This is a genomic window from Hymenobacter armeniacus (assembly GCF_014699055.1).
Lineage (GTDB): Bacteria > Bacteroidota > Bacteroidia > Cytophagales > Hymenobacteraceae > Hymenobacter > Hymenobacter armeniacus.
Window position 1 is genome coordinate 558,339 of the sequence record NZ_JACXAC010000006.1, and the last position, 16,823, is coordinate 575,161.

14 protein-coding genes and 1 tRNA gene are annotated in these 16,823 nt (G+C 63.9%); 8 read left to right on the top strand and 7 right to left on the bottom strand.

From position 1 onward, the window contains the following. Window positions 1–283: 283 nt before the first annotated feature. Complete coding sequence (locus IC234_RS19820; protein ID WP_190928083.1) at window positions 284–637, bottom strand: T9SS type A sorting domain-containing protein; 354 nt, start codon at window positions 635–637, stop codon at window positions 284–286. Window positions 638–844: 207 nt separating this feature from the next. On the opposite strand from IC234_RS19820, the gene IC234_RS19825 reads away from it, so the two are divergent. The 3 genes from IC234_RS19825 to IC234_RS19835 all read left to right on the top strand — a co-directional run bounded on the left by IC234_RS19825 (window position 845) and on the right by IC234_RS19835 (window position 4,068). Then, a complete protein-coding gene (locus tag IC234_RS19825) occupies window positions 845–1,963 on the top strand; it encodes an NAD(P)/FAD-dependent oxidoreductase (protein WP_190928085.1) in 1,119 nt (372 codons plus the stop codon). 154 nt (window positions 1,964–2,117) lie between these two features. Next, window positions 2,118–3,332, top strand: a complete 1,215-nt coding sequence (locus tag IC234_RS19830) for a type III polyketide synthase (protein WP_190928087.1) — start codon at window positions 2,118–2,120, stop codon at window positions 3,330–3,332. 34 nt (window positions 3,333–3,366) lie between these two features. Further along, window positions 3,367–4,068, top strand: coding sequence for a methyltransferase domain-containing protein (locus IC234_RS19835; protein ID WP_190928089.1), 702 nt, complete (start codon window positions 3,367–3,369; stop codon window positions 4,066–4,068). Between the two features lie 27 nt (window positions 4,069–4,095). Here IC234_RS19835 and IC234_RS19840 read toward each other — a convergent pair whose 3' ends face one another. Continuing rightward, window positions 4,096–5,001, bottom strand: a complete 906-nt coding sequence (locus tag IC234_RS19840) for a histone deacetylase family protein (protein WP_190928179.1) — start codon at window positions 4,999–5,001, stop codon at window positions 4,096–4,098. 244 nt (window positions 5,002–5,245) lie between these two features. Here IC234_RS19840 and IC234_RS19845 point away from each other — a divergent pair, with 244 nt between their 5' ends. Continuing rightward, window positions 5,246–6,481 carry an NADP-dependent isocitrate dehydrogenase gene (locus tag IC234_RS19845; protein WP_190928092.1) on the top strand — a complete coding sequence of 412 codons (1,236 nt, stop codon included), beginning with the start codon at window positions 5,246–5,248 and terminating at the stop codon, window positions 6,479–6,481. A 97-nt stretch (window positions 6,482–6,578) separates the two neighbouring features. On the opposite strand, the gene IC234_RS19850 is transcribed toward IC234_RS19845, so the two are convergent. Further along, a tRNA-Val gene (locus tag IC234_RS19850) sits at window positions 6,579–6,653 on the bottom strand. A gap of 191 nt (window positions 6,654–6,844) precedes the next feature. On the opposite strand from IC234_RS19850, the gene IC234_RS19855 reads away from it, so the two are divergent. The 4 genes from IC234_RS19855 to IC234_RS19870 all read left to right on the top strand — a co-directional run bounded on the left by IC234_RS19855 (window position 6,845) and on the right by IC234_RS19870 (window position 10,572). After that, window positions 6,845–7,468, top strand: coding sequence for a porin family protein (locus IC234_RS19855; RefSeq protein ID WP_190928094.1), 624 nt, complete (start codon window positions 6,845–6,847; stop codon window positions 7,466–7,468). Between the two features lie 142 nt (window positions 7,469–7,610). Next, entirely contained in the window at window positions 7,611–8,294 is a 684-nt protein-coding gene (locus IC234_RS19860; protein WP_190928096.1) for a porin family protein, read from the top strand. A 44-nt stretch (window positions 8,295–8,338) separates the two neighbouring features. Continuing rightward, window positions 8,339–8,842, top strand: coding sequence for a DUF6992 family protein (locus tag IC234_RS19865; RefSeq protein ID WP_190928098.1), 504 nt, complete (start codon window positions 8,339–8,341; stop codon window positions 8,840–8,842). Window positions 8,843–9,399: 557 nt separating this feature from the next. Beyond that, window positions 9,400–10,572 (top strand): alpha/beta hydrolase family protein, encoded by a 1,173-nt coding sequence (locus IC234_RS19870; RefSeq protein WP_190928100.1) that lies wholly within the window; start codon window positions 9,400–9,402, stop codon window positions 10,570–10,572. A 238-nt stretch (window positions 10,573–10,810) separates the two neighbouring features. On the opposite strand, the gene IC234_RS19875 is transcribed toward IC234_RS19870, so the two are convergent. The 4 genes from IC234_RS19875 to IC234_RS19890 all read right to left on the bottom strand — a co-directional run bounded on the left by IC234_RS19875 (window position 10,811) and on the right by IC234_RS19890 (window position 16,649). After that, the gene (locus tag IC234_RS19875; RefSeq protein ID WP_190928102.1) at window positions 10,811–11,389 is read right to left on the bottom strand and encodes a type 1 glutamine amidotransferase domain-containing protein; all 579 of its coding nucleotides are present in this window, start codon (window positions 11,387–11,389) and stop codon (window positions 10,811–10,813) included. 110 nt (window positions 11,390–11,499) lie between these two features. Further along, a complete protein-coding gene (locus IC234_RS19880; RefSeq protein WP_190928104.1) occupies window positions 11,500–13,365 on the bottom strand; it encodes a sensor histidine kinase in 1,866 nt (621 codons plus the stop codon). A gap of 62 nt (window positions 13,366–13,427) precedes the next feature. Continuing rightward, on the bottom strand, window positions 13,428–13,880 hold the full coding sequence (locus IC234_RS19885) for a BLUF domain-containing protein (RefSeq protein WP_190928107.1): 453 nt from the start codon (window positions 13,878–13,880) through the stop codon (window positions 13,428–13,430). 375 nt (window positions 13,881–14,255) lie between these two features. After that, entirely contained in the window at window positions 14,256–16,649 is a 2,394-nt protein-coding gene (locus IC234_RS19890; RefSeq protein WP_190928109.1) for a mechanosensitive ion channel domain-containing protein, read from the bottom strand. Between the last annotated feature and the right edge of the window lie 174 nt (window positions 16,650–16,823).

Here is a 16,823-nt window from a genome sequence, read left to right on the forward strand (position 1 = left end):
AATCTTATTGAAACCCGCTTCGGCATTTCGGGGTTGAATACCTCAGCGGCGGCTCCCTGACCGGGCCGCCCATTTTCCACCCGAATTCACCTTAGTATCATGTTTATCTTCATGCTCGGCCTGTTGGTACTCACGGCCATTATGGCCTATAGCACCGTGAACAACGTGAAGGAGATGCTCGCCCCGGAACCGGTGCGGGTGAAATAGTCTCCTGTAGCCAGACACAAAAAAAGCAGCCTTACGGGCTGCTTTTTTTGTGTCTGGCTACAGAGCGAAGACCAGATTAGCGAATAACAAGCTTGCACATCTGGCTGGTGTTGTCGGATTCGAGGCGCACGTAGTAGAGGCCGTTGGCGAATTTGCTCAGGTCGAGCATTTTGGTGTACCGGTCGTTCAGTTCCGTGAGGGTTTCGCGGTACATCACCGAGCCGATGACGTTGAGTACGCTCAACTCCACCTTTTTGCCCTGCAGGTTGTTGATGGTGAGGTGCACGATGCCGGTGCTGGGGTTGGGGTACACCACCAGGGTTTTCTCGTCGTTGCCGGGTTTAGCGCCTTGCTGGCCGGGGCGGCTCAGCACGGCGGCCGAGGCGGCGGGCAGGCGGAGTGCCGGAGCTAGGCCGAAGCACAAACACATACACAGCAATAGAGGTAGAAAGTAGCGTTGCATCATAGTAAACTTAAGGTGGGAAAGGAAGCGCGTGTGGTACTAGCGTAACGAAAAGGGGAAATTTTAGTTGACAAAGATACGGCGGCCATCCCTTTAGGGCCACGCGTATATACAGAAACCTCGATGAATTACGGTAATTTCGCTTTCATTGTTCTCATTTTACCGACCAATTAGGTGGATATTCTCTTGATTGGCGGCGGCTTAGCCGGTTTGGCGGCGGCCCTGGACCTGGCCGCCCGCGGCCACCGCGTGGCGGTGGTGGAACGCAAGCACTACCCCTTCCACAAGGTGTGCGGCGAGTACGTGAGCAACGAAGTGCTCCCCTACCTGCGCCGCCTCGGGGCCGACCCGGCCGCGTTGGCGCCGGCGGCCATCGGGCGGTTTGAGTTGTCGTCGCCGGGCGGGCGCACGCTCACGGCGCCGCTCGATTTGGGCGGCTTTGGGGTGAGCCGCTACCGGCTCGACGACTTCCTCTACCAGACAGCGCAAGCGCGCGGCGTCGAGTTCTACCTGAAAAGCACGGTGACCGACGTGGCCTACGAAGCCGCCACCGACCAGCACCGCGTGGCCCTGGCCGATGGCCGCCAGCTCACGGCCCGCGTGGTGCTGGGCACCTACGGCAAGCGCGCCAACCTCGACCGGCAGCTGCAACGCGGCTTTTTTGCGCAGCGCTCGCCCTACCTGGGGGTGAAATACCACTTGCGCCTGCCGGGCTTTGCGCGCGACGTGATTGCTCTGCACAACTTTGCCGACGGCTACGCGGGCATCTCGGCCATCGAGGAAGACAAGCTGTGCTTTTGCTACCTCACCACCCGCGAAAACCTGCGGCGCCACGGCACCATTCCGGCCATGGAAGCCGCGGTGCTGGCCCGCAACCCGCGCCTGCGCGAGATTCTGGACACGGCCGAGGTGCTGTATCCGCAGCCGGAAGTCATCAACGAGATTTCGTTTGCGCCCAAGCAGCCGGTGGAGCAGCACATCCTGATGGTGGGCGACGCGGCGGGCCTCATCACGCCCTTGTGCGGCAACGGCATGGCCATGGCCCTGCACGGCGCGGCGCTGGCAGCAGCGGCGGCGCACGGCTTTCTTGCCCACACCACCACCCGCCCGGCCATGGAGGCGGCCTATGCCCGGGCCTGGCAGGCCCAGTTTGGCGCGCGGCTGCGGGTGGGGCGCGCGGTGCAGCGCCTGTTTGGCGGGCCGGTGCTGAGCGAGCTGGTGGTGGGCGGCCTGCGCCACTGGCCGGGCGCTGTGCAGGCGCTGATGCGGCGCACCCATGGCCAGGAATTTTAGGACCGGCCGCCCCACGCCAAAAAGTTATTAGCCCGATTTTGGCCCGGCCCGGCGCAAAACCGGTTGTTATCCCGTAAATAGGGCGAGTCGATGCCGGGGCAGGGCCCGGGCGCCGGCCTTGCTCCTGCTCTTTCGCCCGTAATTCCTTTCCCGAATGCCGAGTTATTTAGGTGCCATTGGCACGGCCAACCCCGTTCATCGCATTGCTCAGCCGCAGATTGCGGAATTTATGGCGCAGGCGCTGGGCTTTGGCGAAGCCGACACGCGCAAGCTGCGGGCGCTGTACCGCGTGTCGGGCATCGAGCACCGCTATTCGGTGCTGCCCGACTACGGCCGGGCCAACGGCGAGTACACCTTTTTCCCCAACACGCCCGACCTGGAGCCGTTCCCGAGCGTGGGCCAGCGCATGGCCGCGTACCGCCGCGAGGCCCTGCCCCTGGCCGTGGAAGCCGTGCGCAACTCCCTGAGTCAGGTACCCGATGTGAACTTGGGCAGCATTACCCACCTCGTCACGGTGAGCTGCACGGGCATGTACGCCCCGGGACTGGACATTGAGCTGGTGCAGGCCCTCGGCCTGCGGCCCGACGTGCGCCGCACCTGCGTGAACTTCATGGGCTGCTACGCCGCCGTGAACGCCGTGAAGCTGGCCGATGCCTTTTGCCTGGCCGATGCCCAGGCCCGCGTGCTCATCGTGAGCGTGGAGCTGTGCACGCTGCATTTCCAGAAAAGCCCGGAGGAAGACCACCTGGTGAGCAACGCCCTGTTTGGCGACGGCGCGGCGGCCTGCCTGGTGCAGGCCCGGCCGCTGCCCAACGAGGCGCCTAGCCTGGCGCTGCAAGCCTTCCACTGCGGGCTGGAACCCGACGGGCACGACGACATGGCCTGGCACATCAACGACTTCGGGTTTGAGATGACGCTGAGCAGCTACGTGCCCAAACTCATTCAGCGCGGCATCCGCAGCCTGACCGACGGGCTGCTGAACAGCCTGCCCGTGCAGCTCGGCGACGTGCGCCACTTCGCCATCCATCCCGGCGGACGCAAAATTCTCGAAACCATCGAAACCGAGCTGGGCCTGACGCGCGACGACAACCGCCACGCCTACCGCGTGCTGCGCGACTACGGCAACATGTCGTCGGCCACGGTGCTGTTTGTGCTGCGCGAGGTGCTGGCCCATGCCACGCCCGCCGACAACGGTGCGCCGGTGCTCAGCTTTGCCTTCGGGCCGGGCCTGACGATGGAGGCCATGCTGTTGCAGTTAGCAGTTAGCAGGGAACAGTTAGCAGTGAGTAGTGAGCACCTAAATGCTGCGGCGCACCTGCCACAGGAAAAGATGAGCCGGGCAGCAAAACTGTTAACTACTAACTGCTAACTGTTCCCTGCTAACTGTTCCCTGCTCATTGAAGATGTTCGCAGAACGCGCTTCCGGTCCGGAACTGATGGACGACCTGACGCTGGCCACCGACGCCCTGCGCCAGAACCTCGACGAGCTCGAAACCATCAACACTTGGCTGGGCGGCTATCAGCCGGTGCTGAACGCGCTGCACCGCCTGCGGCCCCGCTTCCCCCACGGGCGCCCCCTGCGCGTGGCCGACCTGGGCAGCGGCGGCGGCGATACCCTGCGGCAGGTAGCCCGCTGGGCCCGCAAAAAGGCCTTTCCGGTGGAGCTTGTGGGCATCGACGCCAACGAATTCATGCTGGACTACGCGGCCGCCAAAAGCCGGGACTACCCCGAAATCAGTTACCAGCAGTTCGACATTTTCTCGCCCGAATTTCAGGCGCAGCCCTACGATGTGCTCACGTGCAGCCTGTTCTGTCACCATTTCAGCGACGAGGAGCTGGTGACGCTGCTGCGGCAATGGCAGCAGCAAGCCGGCGTGGCCGTGGTCATCAACGACCTGCACCGGCACTGGCTGGCCTACCACAGCATTAAGTGGCTCACGCGGCTATTGGGCGGTTCGTATCTGGTGCGGCACGATGCGCCGCTGTCGGTGGCCCGCGCGTTCCGGCGCGCCGATTGGGTCGCGCTGCTGCAGCGCGCCGGCATCACGCGCTACGAGCTGCGCTGGCGCTGGGCCTTCCGCTGGCAGCTGGTGCTATTAAAATAGGCAGGCAGCACGCAGCACGGACGGCCGTCATCCCCACAACCCGGCCGCTACGCGAAACGTGTTGGCGTGGGCTTCCACGATGTCGATGATGCGCTCGGAATAGCCGCCGCCCATGCACGTCACCACGGGCAAGCGGTGGCGATGGCAAAGGCCAAGCACGAATTCGTCGCGCTGGCGGCAGCCGTCGCGGCTGAGGGCGAGGTAGCCCAGCTTGTCGGTGGCCAGCACGTCGACGCCGGCGAGGTAGAACACAAAATCGGGCTGCACGTCGTCGAGGAGGCGCGGCAGCGTGTCGGCCAGCAGCCGGAGGTAGGTGGCGTCGTCGGTGCCATCGGGCAGCGGCAGGTCGAGGTCGGAAGTTTCCTTGCGGGCGGGGTAGTTGCGGGCGCCGTGCATGGAGAACGTGAACACGCGCGGCTCGTGCTGAAAAATGGCGGCCGTGCCATTGCCCTGGTGCACGTCGAGGTCGACAATGAGAACTTGGCGCACCGCAGGCACGTGGGCCAGCAGCCAGGCCGCGGCCGCGGCCTGGTCGTTGAGGAGACAAAATCCCTCGCCCCGTGCCCGGAAAGCGTGGTGCGTGCCGCCCGCAATGTTGAACGCCACGCCCGTTTGCAGGGCGCGGCGGGCGCCCTCGATGGTGCCGCCCAGGATGGTGACTTCGCGCTCGAACAGCGCCCCCGACCACGGAAAGCCGGTGGCCCGCTCCTCCTGCCGCGTGAGCTGGCCCCGGCGCAGGCGTTGGTAGTAGTCGGCGTCGTGCACCCGCAGCACGTCGGCATCGGGCGGCGGCTGGGGCCTGAAAAAGTCGGTTTCGGTGGCCGTGCCTTCGCGCAGGAGCTGCTCGGGCAGCAGCTCATACTTGAGCATGGGAAAGCGGTGGCCGCTGGGCAGCGGGTGGGCGTAGGTGGGCGCGAAGGCAATGGGCAGCATCATGCGGCAACAAAATAAGCACCGCATTGGCCCGGCGGCGGGCCTCCTCATTCTACACAAACCATTGTGTGATTTCGGGGCAAACAGGGGGCACGAGCCTGCGGGCGCTGCTACCTTTGGGTGCTGTCGCGTCGCGTCAGAAGCCGTTGCCTTCCGCTGAAGCCCCTTTCCGGGCCAGACGGGCGGCCCCGGCGCAGCGGCGCGGCAGCAGACCACCAATTCTTCTCAACCACCTCCCAAGTTCATGACCAAAATCAAAGTAGCCAACCCCGTAGTGGAGCTCGATGGCGACGAAATGACGCGCATCATCTGGAAGTTCATCAAGGACAAGCTGATTACGCCTTACCTCGACCTCGACATCAAGTACTACGACCTGGGCATAGAGTACCGCGACGAAACCAACGACCAGGTGACCATCGACGCGGCCAACGCCATCAAGCAGTACGGCGTGGGTATCAAGTGCGCTACCATCACCCCCGACGAAGAGCGGGTGAAGGAGTTCAACCTGAAGCAGATGTGGAAGTCGCCGAACGGCACCATCCGCAACATCCTCGATGGCACGGTGTTCCGCGAGCCCATTGTGATGCAGAACGTGCCCCGCCTGGTGCCCAACTGGACGGCTCCGATTTGCATCGGCCGCCACGCCTTCGGCGACCAGTACCGCGCGACGGACTTTGTGACCAAGGGCAAGGGCAAGCTCACAATCACCTTCCAGCCCGAAGACGGCGGCGAGGCGCAGTCGTTTGAGGTGTTCAACTTCAAGTCCGACGGCGTGGCCCTGGCCATGTACAACACCGACGAAAGCATCCGCGGCTTCGCCCACGCCTGCTTCAACCAGGCCCTGATGAAGGGCTGGCCGCTGTATTTGAGCACCAAAAACACCATTCTGAAGAAGTACGACGGCCGCTTCAAGGACATCTTCCAGGAGATTTACGAGCAGGACTACCTGGCCAAGTTCCAGGCCGCCGGCATCACCTACGAGCACCGTTTGATTGACGACATGGTGGCCTCGGCCCTGAAATGGAACGGCAACTTCGTGTGGGCCTGCAAAAACTACGACGGCGACGTGCAAAGCGACACCGTGGCCCAGGGCTTCGGCTCGCTCGGCCTGATGACCTCCACGCTGGTGACGCCCGACGGCAACACCATGGAGGCCGAAGCCGCCCACGGCACCGTGACGCGCCACTACCGCGACCACCAGAAGGGCAAGCCCACCAGCACCAACCCCATCGCGAGCATCTTCGCCTGGACGCGCGGCCTGGAGTTCCGCGGCAAGCTCGACGGCAATCAGGAGCTGGTGAATTTCTGCCACGCCCTGGAGCAAGTGTGCATCGAAACCGTGGAAAGCGGCAAGATGACCAAGGACCTGGCCGTCTGCATCCACGGCAACAAGGTGGAGCACGGCCGCGACTACCTCTACACCGAGGAGTTCCTGGAAGCGCTGGACACCAACCTGAAAAAGAAGCTGGGCGCGGCATAAGCCCCGCCACTCGGCGAACGAAAAAAGCCCGTCTGCTAACCAGACGGGCTTTTTTGCATTAAAAAACCCTCACCGCTATTCGCAATGAGGGTTTCCGTGAGGCGTAATGGGCTCGAACCATCGACCTCCACCGTGTCAGGGTGGCGCTCTGAACCAACTGAGCTAACACCCCGGAATATGCCCGCCCGGTGGGCGGCGCTGCCCCAAAGGTAAGGCCCGGCGACCGCCTCCGTACACCGGGCGGCCATTTTTTTGCTTCTGCGGGCCTGGCTTGGCAACTTTCTGGGCCCGGTAAAGTATAGGGGCAAGCGGGAATAGTCATCTTCCCGAGCTTTTGCTTTCCCTTACCCCTTTCTTTCACTCATGAAAAAGCTTTTTCTGTTTCTGCTGCTCGCCGTGGCCTCTGCACCGGCTGCTTTTGCCCAGGCAGCGCCGGGCGGCGCACAATCGTCGAAGGACTACACCGGCGGCGCCACCACCGAATCGGGCAACACTGGCTTCGGCGTGAAGGGCGGCTACAACCTGGCCAACGTGTACGGCGACGACGCCGGCTCGGGCCGTAGCAGCTCCAACACCTTCCACGCGGGCCTCTACGGGCAGTTCGGGTTCAACGACTTCTCCTCCATTCAGGTGGAAGCGCTGTACTCGCGCCAGGGCACGAAGTTCACCGACGGCGTCGATAACCTGCGACTGGACTATCTGTCGGTGCCGGTGCTCTACGTGGGCAACATCACCGACGCCTTCAGCTTCCACATCGGCCCGCAGGCCTCGGTGCTGACTAAAGTCGTATCGGGCGACAAAGACCTCGACATCAACGACAACGGCTTCAAGAGCTTTGACCTGTCGGGCGTGGGCGGACTGGAATACCGCCTCGGCCCCGCCCGCCTGGGCGCGCGCTACAACCTCGGCCTGACCAAGATTTTTGAAGACGCGAAAGTGTACAACAACGTGTTCCAAGTGTACCTGGGCTTTGGCTTCACGCAATAAGGTCCTGCGGCTGCATTGCGTTTGCTCGTCAAAAAAAAGGAGGCTCCAGCAGGGCCTCCTTTTTTTGTGGGGCAACTGGCCGGCCGGGCAACTTTGGGCGCGGGCGGCCGTTTGCTAGTGGGCCATTTCACTTTTTATTGTCATGAAAAAAGCCTTATTCGTATTTGCGCTGGCCCTGGCGGCCACGCCCGCTGTGCGCGCCCAGCAGGGCCCCGGCGTGGGCTCCTCCACTGATTACGCCGCCAGCGACGGCACCGAGTCGCGCAACACCGGCTTCGGCATCAAGGGTGGCTACAACCTGGCCAGCATCCAGGGTGCGGGCGCCGACCTGTTCACCAACCGCGACAACCTCAAGGACTTCCACGCCGGTGTGTACGGGCAGTTTGGCTTCAACAACTTCGCCTCGCTGATGGTGGAGCTGCTGTACTCGCGCAAGGGCTACCGCACCGACTACCTGGGCACCGCCACCCGCGACACCCGCCTCGATTACTTGGAGCTGCCCATTCTGTTTGTGGGCAACCTCACCGAGACCCTCAGCATTCACGTGGGCCCGCAGGTGTCGCTGCTCACCAACGTGCGCGACGGCGACGCCACCGTGAGCCTCTCCGACCGCGGCTACAACAGCCTCGACTACGGGGCCATTGCCGGCGCCGAAGCCCGCCTGGGCTTTGCCAAGCTGGGCGCCCGCTTCGACTGGAGCCTGGGCAAAATCTACAAAGACGGCACCGTGCTGCAGTACAACAGCAAGTCCGGCGCCACCGTGGCCGACAACAACATCCGCAACCAGGTGTTTCAGGTGTACCTGGGCCTCGGCTTCAAGCACTAGCGGCCTTGGCGCTGGCCCGGGTTTCACTTTTGCCGTAGCTGCCTATGTTTCTTGCGCTCGATGTGGCGGCCCTGCACCAGGCGCGCGAGGCCCTGCTGGGCCGGGGACTGGCCGTGCTGGCGGCCTGGGTGCTGCTCAACCTGCTGGTGAGCGGGCATTACCTGTCGCGCGCCGACAAGCGCCGGCCCGCCTACTACTTCCACGGCATGAACGTGGGCTGGGCGCTGGTGAACGGCCTGCTGGCCGCCTGGGGCATCTACCACCTACAGCCCGCGGCGCCGTCGGGCTTGGGGCTGGCCGACGTGGTGCAGGCCCAGCTCTTCAACGAAAACCTGTTCCTCTTCAACGCGGGGCTCGACGTGGCCTACATAATGACCGGCTACTACCTACGCGCCCGCGCCGCCCTGCCCGGCGAAACCCGACCGGCCCGCCTGCTGGGCTTTGGCCGCTCGCTGTGGCTGCAAGGAGGCTTTTTGCTGGTGTTTGACGCCCTGATGTGGGGGTGGCTGCACTGGCAGGGCCGCGGGTGGCTGCCGTGGCTGCAGTAGCAAGGCAGTACCCACTTCTCCGGGCCTCGACCCAAAGCCTAGTAAAGATGCCCCACCTACCCGGTGGGGCATTTCTATTTAAGAAGCAGCGCAAGCAGCCAGCTAAGTTGCGCAACAGACGCACCAAGAATCATTGGCCGTCGCCCTGCTCGTAGCTGGAAGATATAGAAGCGGAACTGCCGCGGTCAGGCTACGATGGACAGCCAAAAGTGGGGCTCACCCATTTAACGGTTCACAAGTGCGATATATAATCTGAAGGAAAATACACTATAAATCAATCAACTAGACACAGCCATTACTCCAGATACTCAGAGGGAAGATGACTCAAACCGTCCAGGTTGGCTTATACCCATAGTTTTTCCCATATTGAAACTAAAAACCCGATATGGGAAAAACTTCGTAGATTCTCGGCTGGAAAATGAAGCCGTAAGTCGACAAAAACCACCGGTTCGGCTTAAAAAAGCCCGTCGCCTCTGCCCACGGCTGAATTTTGCGCACGCTGTTTAGCCCAAAAATGGGAAAAGCAGCTTCTGGTTCCTTGCTGCTAAGCTGTTTTTATGCGCCCATTCGTACTTGCCCTCGCCGCCTTCTGCATTTTACTTGGTTTCGACTCATCGGCAAAGCCCCTTGACCGCGTAGAGGCCGTGGCCGTGACCAGCCCCGCCGGCGGCGTGCGCCTCAATGGCCTGCTGCGCCTGCCCTCGGGCCCCGGCCCGTTTCCGGCCGCGGTGCTGCTGCCCGAGCGCGGCGCCGATGCCAGCGGCCCTCATTCGCCCAACAGCGAAATGATGAACGGGCTGGCCGACTACCTGGTGAGCCAAGGCGTGGCCGTGCTGCGCCTGAAAGAGCGGGGCCACGGTGGTTCGGGCGGTTCGGCCACCACCACTACCCTGGCCGAGCGCTCGGCCGACGCCATTGCGGCGCTGAATTTCCTGCGCACCCGCGCCCAGATTGACGTGACCCGCCTTGGCCTCATCGGGCACGGCGAAGGTGCCAACGTGGCACTGCTGGCCGGCGCCCAGCCACTGGCTCCCACGTTTGTGGTGGCCGTGGCCGCCGCCGGCGTGCCCGGCCGCGAGCTGCTGGCCACCCAGCCGGTGATGTACGGCAAGGTGCTGGGCAACGACACCACCGACCTGGCCCGCCAGCACCAGTACGAGCGTGCCCTGCGCGCCGCCGAGCAGGAAGCCGCCAAGCTGCGCGCCCACGGCTCCAACGCTGCCCAGGTGCAAACCTACCTCGACCAGCAGCGCCTGCGCCAGAAAGCCGCCATGCGCCGCGACGAGGAAAACCTCGTCAAGCACCAGCGGGCCATGCTGGAAATCGTGCGCCAAACGCCCGACAACAGCCAGGCCCAGGCCATTCTGAGCAACATGCTGCGCCAGCGCTACCCCGGCATTGCCCCGGCCGACGTGCAAACCACCGTGCAAACCCTCACCACACCCGCCTACCGCAGCTTCCTGAGCTTCGACCCGCAGCCTGCGCTGCCAGAGGTGAAGTGCCCCGTGCTGCTGCTGCAGGGCGAGGCCGACCGTGAGGTAAACGCGGCCCTCAACCTGACGGCCCTGCGCAAAGGCCTGCGGGCCAACGCCAAAGTGGCCGAAATGCGCTACCCCAACCTCAACCACACCCTGCAGTTTGCCAGCGACTCGCCCGCCGATGCGGCCGCGGCCGCGTTTAACCCCGATACGCCGGCCGACATCTATAAATGGATTGTGAGCCAGAAGTAGGGCGGCAGCAAACGAGAAGTTGTCATTGCGAGGCCGCAGGCCGTAGCAAACGAAGTTCAGCATAGCTAATCCGTCCTGTCAAGACCAGACACGCCCTTTAACCAAAAAGCCCCGGCACTGCGCAGTGCCGGGGCTTTTCATTGGGGTTGTCACTCGTGTGGCTGTTCGCTGAGAACAGGGCGGATTGCCGCGATTCACTGCGTTTCGCTCGCTATGACAGGGCAGGTTTCGTCGCGCCTTAATTGTGGCCGCCGTGCTGGGGCTCCAGCATCTCTTCCACAATTTTCTTGTTGAAGGCGGGAATGTCTTCGGGCTTGCGGCTGGTGATGAGGCCGTGGTCGGTCACCACTTCGGAATCTTCCCACAGGGCGCCGGCGTTTTTGAGGTCGGTGTGCACGCTGGGCCAGCTCGTGACGCGCTTGCCGCGCACCACGTCGGCCTCCACCAGCAGCCAGGGGCCGTGGCAAATGGCGGCCAGCACCTTGCCCGAGCCGGCAAATTCTTTCACGAAGGCCACCACGTCTTTGTTGACGCGCAGAATGTCGGGGTTCATCTGGCCGCCGGGCAGCACCAGGGCGTCGTAGTCGGCCGGGCGGGCGTCGGTGATGACTTTGTCGACGTCGACCTTGCTGCCCCAGTCTTTCTTGGGGCCGTCCCAGCCCTTAATGGAGCCGCTTTTGAGCGAAATGACGTGGGTTTCGGCGCCTTCGCCTTCGAGGTATTTCTTGGGTTCGTCGAGTTCGGCCTGCTCGAAGCCGTCGGTGGCAATGATGGCAATTTTCTTGCCCTTGAGTTTGTCGCTGCTGAAGAAGCTCATGATGTTTTGGAAAGTAAAAAGCGTAAACGGAAAAGGGCCAGGAGTGCTCCCGGCCCTTTTCTGTACGCCCTGCGACGCATTTAGTTAAGCAAGATTATGGCTTAGGCGGCTCAGGCTTCGAACCAATACACCGTGAAGGTGGTGCCCTGGCCCACGGTGCTGGTCACGTCGAGGTGGCCGCCGCGGCTGGCCACGATGCGCTGCACCAGGTACATGCCCACGCCCGCGCCCGCAATGTGCGGGTGCTGCCGCGCAAACGGCTGAAACACCGGCGCTGGGCGGCCCGGCAGCTCCATGCCCAAGCCGTTGTCTTGCACGGTGAGGATGGGCTGGCCGGACTCGGTGAGGGCGCTGCGCACCACGATGTGCGGCGGCCGGCCGGGGTCGGCAAACTTGAGGGCGTTGCTGAACAGGTTGTGCAGGATGCTGCGCAAGTTGGCGCGGCCGTAGATGAGCGTGGGCGCGGCCGAAAAATCGAGCTCTACCACCGCGTCGGACTCCTGCACCTGGGCGCGCAGGCCCAGCAGCACTTCGTCGGCCACGCTGCGCAGGTCCAGGGTTTCGACGGGTGCCGAGAGGCCGCGCTGGTCCTGCACGGTGGCGGCCAGTTCCTGCAGGGTGGCGTCGAGCTGGCCGAGGGCCTCGTCTACCATGTGCACGATTTGGCTTTCCTGCGGGTCATCGAAGGACGCGCTGCGGCGCAGCTCCTCAAACAAGCCGCGCAGGTTGAGCACGGGCTGCTTGAGGTCGTGCGAGGCCGTGTACACGAAGGTGTCGAGGTCGCGGTTGGTGCGGGCCAGCTCGTCGTACTGGGTTTGCAGCACTTCGCGCAGGCGGTGCTGGTCGTCCACGTCGGTGCAGGCGCCAAACCAACGCGGGCCGCGCTCGTCGGCAAGCTGCCGCGCCCGGATGATGTGCCAGCGGTAGCGCCCGTCGTGCCGCCGCATCCGAAACAGGCCCTCGTAGGGCTGGCCCGAGGCAATGCTTTGCACCCAGCGGCGGGCGGCGCCGGCCTGCTCGCTGGGGTCGAGCAGGTTTATCCAGCCGGTAGGGCCCAGCTCGTCTTTGGTCAGGCCCGAGTATTCGGCCGTGTATTCGTTGTAGTAGTCGATGAAGCCCTCGGCCGTGGCCGTCCAGATGAGCTCCGGAATGCTGTCGGCCAAGAAGCGCAGCTCGGCTTCGCCGCGGCGCAGGGCTTCGGCCAGCTCGCGCTGGTCGTGGATTTCGGTGAGGGCGCCGTGCCAGAACACGGCCTGGTCGGGGGCGTGCAGCTCGGGCAGGGCGCGGCTCAGCAGCCAGCGGTACTGGCCGTCGTGGCGGCGCAGGCGGTACTCGTAGCTCCAGCCAATGCCGGCGGCCCGGGCCGAATCGGACTGGTAAAGCACGCGCAGCCGGTCGTCGGGGTGAATGAGCAGCGGCCAGATGGCGTTCAGGTCGGCCGTAGGCGGCTGGCCCGTGAAGTAGTACCACTGCGGGCTCACGTACTCGTACTTGCCGGCCGCATCCACCGTGAAGGTGATTTGGGGCACAGTTTCGGTGAGCACCCGCAGGCGCGTATCGAGGCGGCGGGTTTCGATGGACAGCTGGTGGGCGCGCTGCCGGGCCTCCTCCTGCACGGTCACGTCCACGGCAAAAAGCAGCAGGCCGCTCACGGGGGCATCGCCCTCGCGCACGGGCTCCAGGGCAATGTCGAAGTAGCGCGGCGTGGGCTTTTCGCCGTCAGTGCCGGGCAGGGGGATGCAGTAGGCCTTGGCTACGTAGGGCCGGCCCGACTGAAAAACCTGCTGCATCACCTCCAGCAAATCGGTCGGAATGGTGCCGGGGTGCTCGGCCACGGGCTGGCCTTCCTGCACGGGGCTGCCCAGCACAAGCTGCATGGCCTCGTTCACGAAGCCGAAGCGCAGGGCTTCGCCCTGCAGCGTGGCCACGCCGGCCGGAATGCGCCGGAGGACGTCTTGCAGCTGTTGCTCACGCATGGCCCAACGCGGAGTAAGAAGGAGAATGGGCGGGACGCCGGCGCTGGTTCAGCGCAGTGGGTTTACGCATGCGCCGGCTCCGATTCGGTCGGGGCCGCATCGGCGCCAAACACGGCCAAGCGCACCAAATCGACGAGCATGGCGTCGGCAATGCTGAGGGTGCTGGGGGGCGGCGGCACGTGCTGGGGCAGCAGGAAGCCCTGCAAGGCTTCGAAGCCGCTGGGCTCGAGCGGGTGGAAAGCCATGGACCAGTCTTCGAAGCTGCGGGCGGCAATGGGCTTGTCGACGAGCTTCACCACGTTGGAATGGCGGCCGTCGCGCGAGATGACGTCGAACAGCGGCTCCAGCACTTCCGCTTCGCCCTCGATGAGCTGCGCGATGTTGCCGTGGCTGTAAAACAACACGCCCGTCACGTTGCGCGCGGCGTTATCGCGGCGGCACTGGTCGAGCAGCGCCTGCAAGTCCTGGTCGGAGAGCGGACGCACGGCCCGGCTCATGTAAACAATGTGTATCATCTTCAATAGCAGAGCGCCCGCCTTCATAGCTCAGGAAAAGTCGGGACAGGGTAAGCAGCGCACTAGTACGAGCGAAGTCCTTAGGGGTTATTCGCTTTCAGGAAAGCAACGCGACTAAGGACTGTGCTAGGTGAGGCGGGGCGTAAAAATAAGTCAGTTTTGGCTTTTTGCGCTGCGCGGAAAGAATCGGCCCAATTCTTCGGGCCTGCCGGGCTGGGCTTTGTGCCGGACTGGTAGCCCTTGGCCTCGATAGCTGCGGGAATTGGGCGAGTCGGAGCGACCAAGCATCGAGTGGGGACACCTGGGCCTGAGCCGCTTGCGCGCCGTTGAAACCGCTCTGGCCTGCGACGCTTGCCAAACCGATGGCGGCTGCCCCTAGCCCAGCATCAGCCCCTTGGCCTGAAAGCGCCGATAAATGCCCGCCAGAATCTCGCTCTTGGTGAGCTGCTCCTGCCGGATGTTGGTAATCCAGAACAGCACCTTCAGCTCGTACACCTGCCCGTTGATGCTGCTGAGCAGGATTTCGGGCGGCAGGTTGTGCAGCGTGTAGGGGCTGTTTTTGATTTCCTCCTGAATGAGCTCGCGCGCCGTTTGCAGGTTGGCCTGCAAGTCGGCTTCGGGCGCGGTGGCCGTCATTTTCAGCGACAGGTCCACGCGAATGTGGTCGTTCGTCCGCGTCCAGTTGATGACGTGGCCGGAGAGCAAGTCGCCGTTCGGCACAATGATTTCCGACCCCGTGAGCGAGAGCAGCTTGCTGGAGCGAATGCCAATGTCCTGCACCCGCCCCGATTTCCCGGCCACTTCGATGAAGTCGCCCACGTGGAAGGGCCGCTCAAAAATGAGGATGATGCCCGACACCAAGTTGTTGACGATGCTTTGCAGGCCCAGGCCAATGCCCACGCTCAGGGCCCCGAACACGATGGCGATTTTACTCAGCGGCAGGCCCGTGGCGGCCGTGGCCAGCGCAAACCCGATGAGCACCAGCAGCAGCCGCAGCGCCACCAGCCACGAGCCCCGTTGGCGCGAGTCGACGCTGTCGGCCTCGCCCACGTCGCCGAAGAAATAGCCGATGTAGCGCTGCAGCTGGGCCGAAATGAACAGAATCACGAAGAACAGCAGGATGTTGCCGTAGGTAAACTCCGTGCTGCCCAGCAGCCGCGGCGCCGTCAGGAAGTGCTCAAAGAAGCCATAGACGACGCCGTAGAGGTTCAGATTCGAAGTAAACACCACCAACCACAGTGCCCCGGCCAGCCCCGTGAGCAGGCGCATGAGTTGGGGCTCAATGGTGGAATAGTCGAAATGTCCCGCGCTGCCCGCGGCGCTGCGGCTGCACAACATCTGCAAGTGAAACGCCTCCGTGAACAGCTCGATAAACACTGCCAGCCCGATGCCCTGCGTCAGCCCAAAAATGCCCGCCGTGCTGAACATCTTCGCCAGGCTTAGCCGCCCAACCACGTTGCACACTATGGCCAGCGCATTGAGCGCCACAAACAGCCCCGCCACCGGCACCAGAAACCGCAGCTTCTCCAGCGTCTGGCGCAGCCGCCACAGCAGCCACGCGCCGATGCCCACGGCCAGCGCATTGAGCCCCAGCAGCCCCCAGCGCGCCGCCAGGCCGGTGGCCGCATTGGCGTTGGTGATGCCCAGCCACACAAAAAATGCCACCAGCCCCAGCCACGCCAGAAACAGCCGCCGCGGCCAGCTCCGGGCAAACACCGCCGTGAGCGCCACCAGCAACAGCAGCTGCAGCAGCGACAAATAGATGGGCGGCGGGTGCAGCTCCAGCGCCGGCGCCAGGCTGAACATCACCACCAGCGTAGCCGCCACCGGCCCCGGCCGCAGGTAGCGAAAGGGCTCGGTGATGACCAAGCCCTCCTTTTTGGCCCGCCGGTAGTTGAACGTGACCCAGCCGTAGAACACCAGCCCAATCAGGGCCATGTAGGCCCAGTTGTCCCAGTTGTTGGCGAAGTAGAAGCCGATGATTTGGCGGCGGTATTGGCCGGCCTTGCGCGCTTTGGGGTCGGCGGGCGCTTTAGGGGTGGCGCTGGCTTCCCACAGCGGCGGGTAGTTGGCCTTGGCGGTGGTGCGGCCGTAGCGGCGCATCTGGTCGCCCACCTCGTCTTGCAGCTCCATGCCCTGGATGTAGCTGGCGGCCACCTGCGTTTGCAGCTGCTTTACCTTGGTGAGGCGCTTGGTGAGCAGGCCGCTGATGCGCTGCTGCCGGGCCTGCAGGGCCGAATCGGAGCGTTCCAAGGCCAGGGCGGTGGCGTCGGGGCGCAGGGCGCGGGGCCGCGCCGGGGGCAGGCGCCGGAGGCGCGCCTGCATCTCGGTGAGCTGCTTATTGGCCACGCCCAGGGCCGCCCGCCACTCCGCCAGCTGGTCCTGAATGCTGACGAGCATGAGCTGGCACATCTGCAGCTGCTTGATGTCGACCACCTCGCCCTTCTGCTTCACCGTGTATTGAATGGCTTTGAGGTTTTCCACCATGTCCGGCAGGTCTTCGGCCAGGCCGCGGGTATCGAACACCTTGCGCACCTGCCCCGAAATGCTGCTGAGCGTGGTGTAGCCCACTTCCAGCCGATAAGAATCGTCGCGGACGGTGGTGGTGTCCACGGCCATCGTGTCTTCCTTGGCGGCGAGGGACTGAGCGGCGGCCGGGGCCAGCGCCAGCAGCCCGAGCACCAGCGTCAGCAGCACGCGGAGCGGGTTGGAATGGCCTGCAAATTGGGCCGAGCGAAGGCAAACGGGCGATATATTGAGAACGGACATTGTGGTGGAGTTGAACAGGAAAAGTACGTCCCGCCCGCAGGAAAAGCCCGTCCATAAAAGCAGGGAAAGACGCAGCGTTGCGTCGCGCCGCCGAACCGCGGCATTGTGTCGACCAAGACGGGCGCCGCGCCCGCGCCATCTTTGCCCCGCATCACGTGCAACGCCCACCCTTCC

Excerpts from the sequence above, each read along its gene's own strand:
- IC234_RS19820 (WP_190928083.1), bottom strand. The coding sequence starts at position 637 with ATGTGTTTGTGCTTCGGCCTAGCTCCGGCACTCCGCCTGCCCGCCGCC.
- IC234_RS19830 (WP_190928087.1), top strand. The coding sequence starts at position 2,118 with ATGCCGAGTTATTTAGGTGCCATTGGCACGGCCAACCCCGTTCATCGC.
- IC234_RS19835 (WP_190928089.1), top strand. The coding sequence starts at position 3,367 with ATGTTCGCAGAACGCGCTTCCGGTCCGGAACTGATGGACGACCTGACG.
- IC234_RS19840 (WP_190928179.1), bottom strand. The coding sequence starts at position 5,001 with ATGCTGCCCATTGCCTTCGCGCCCACCTACGCCCACCCGCTGCCCAGC.
- IC234_RS19845 (WP_190928092.1), top strand. The coding sequence starts at position 5,246 with ATGACCAAAATCAAAGTAGCCAACCCCGTAGTGGAGCTCGATGGCGAC.
- IC234_RS19855 (WP_190928094.1), top strand. The coding sequence starts at position 6,845 with ATGAAAAAGCTTTTTCTGTTTCTGCTGCTCGCCGTGGCCTCTGCACCG.
- IC234_RS19860 (WP_190928096.1), top strand. The coding sequence starts at position 7,611 with ATGAAAAAAGCCTTATTCGTATTTGCGCTGGCCCTGGCGGCCACGCCC.
- IC234_RS19865 (WP_190928098.1), top strand. The coding sequence starts at position 8,339 with ATGTTTCTTGCGCTCGATGTGGCGGCCCTGCACCAGGCGCGCGAGGCC.
- IC234_RS19870 (WP_190928100.1), top strand. The coding sequence starts at position 9,400 with ATGCGCCCATTCGTACTTGCCCTCGCCGCCTTCTGCATTTTACTTGGT.
- IC234_RS19875 (WP_190928102.1), bottom strand. The coding sequence starts at position 11,389 with ATGAGCTTCTTCAGCAGCGACAAACTCAAGGGCAAGAAAATTGCCATC.
- IC234_RS19880 (WP_190928104.1), bottom strand. The coding sequence starts at position 13,365 with ATGCGTGAGCAACAGCTGCAAGACGTCCTCCGGCGCATTCCGGCCGGC.
- IC234_RS19885 (WP_190928107.1), bottom strand. The coding sequence starts at position 13,880 with ATGATACACATTGTTTACATGAGCCGGGCCGTGCGTCCGCTCTCCGAC.
- IC234_RS19890 (WP_190928109.1), bottom strand. The coding sequence starts at position 16,649 with ATGTCCGTTCTCAATATATCGCCCGTTTGCCTTCGCTCGGCCCAATTT.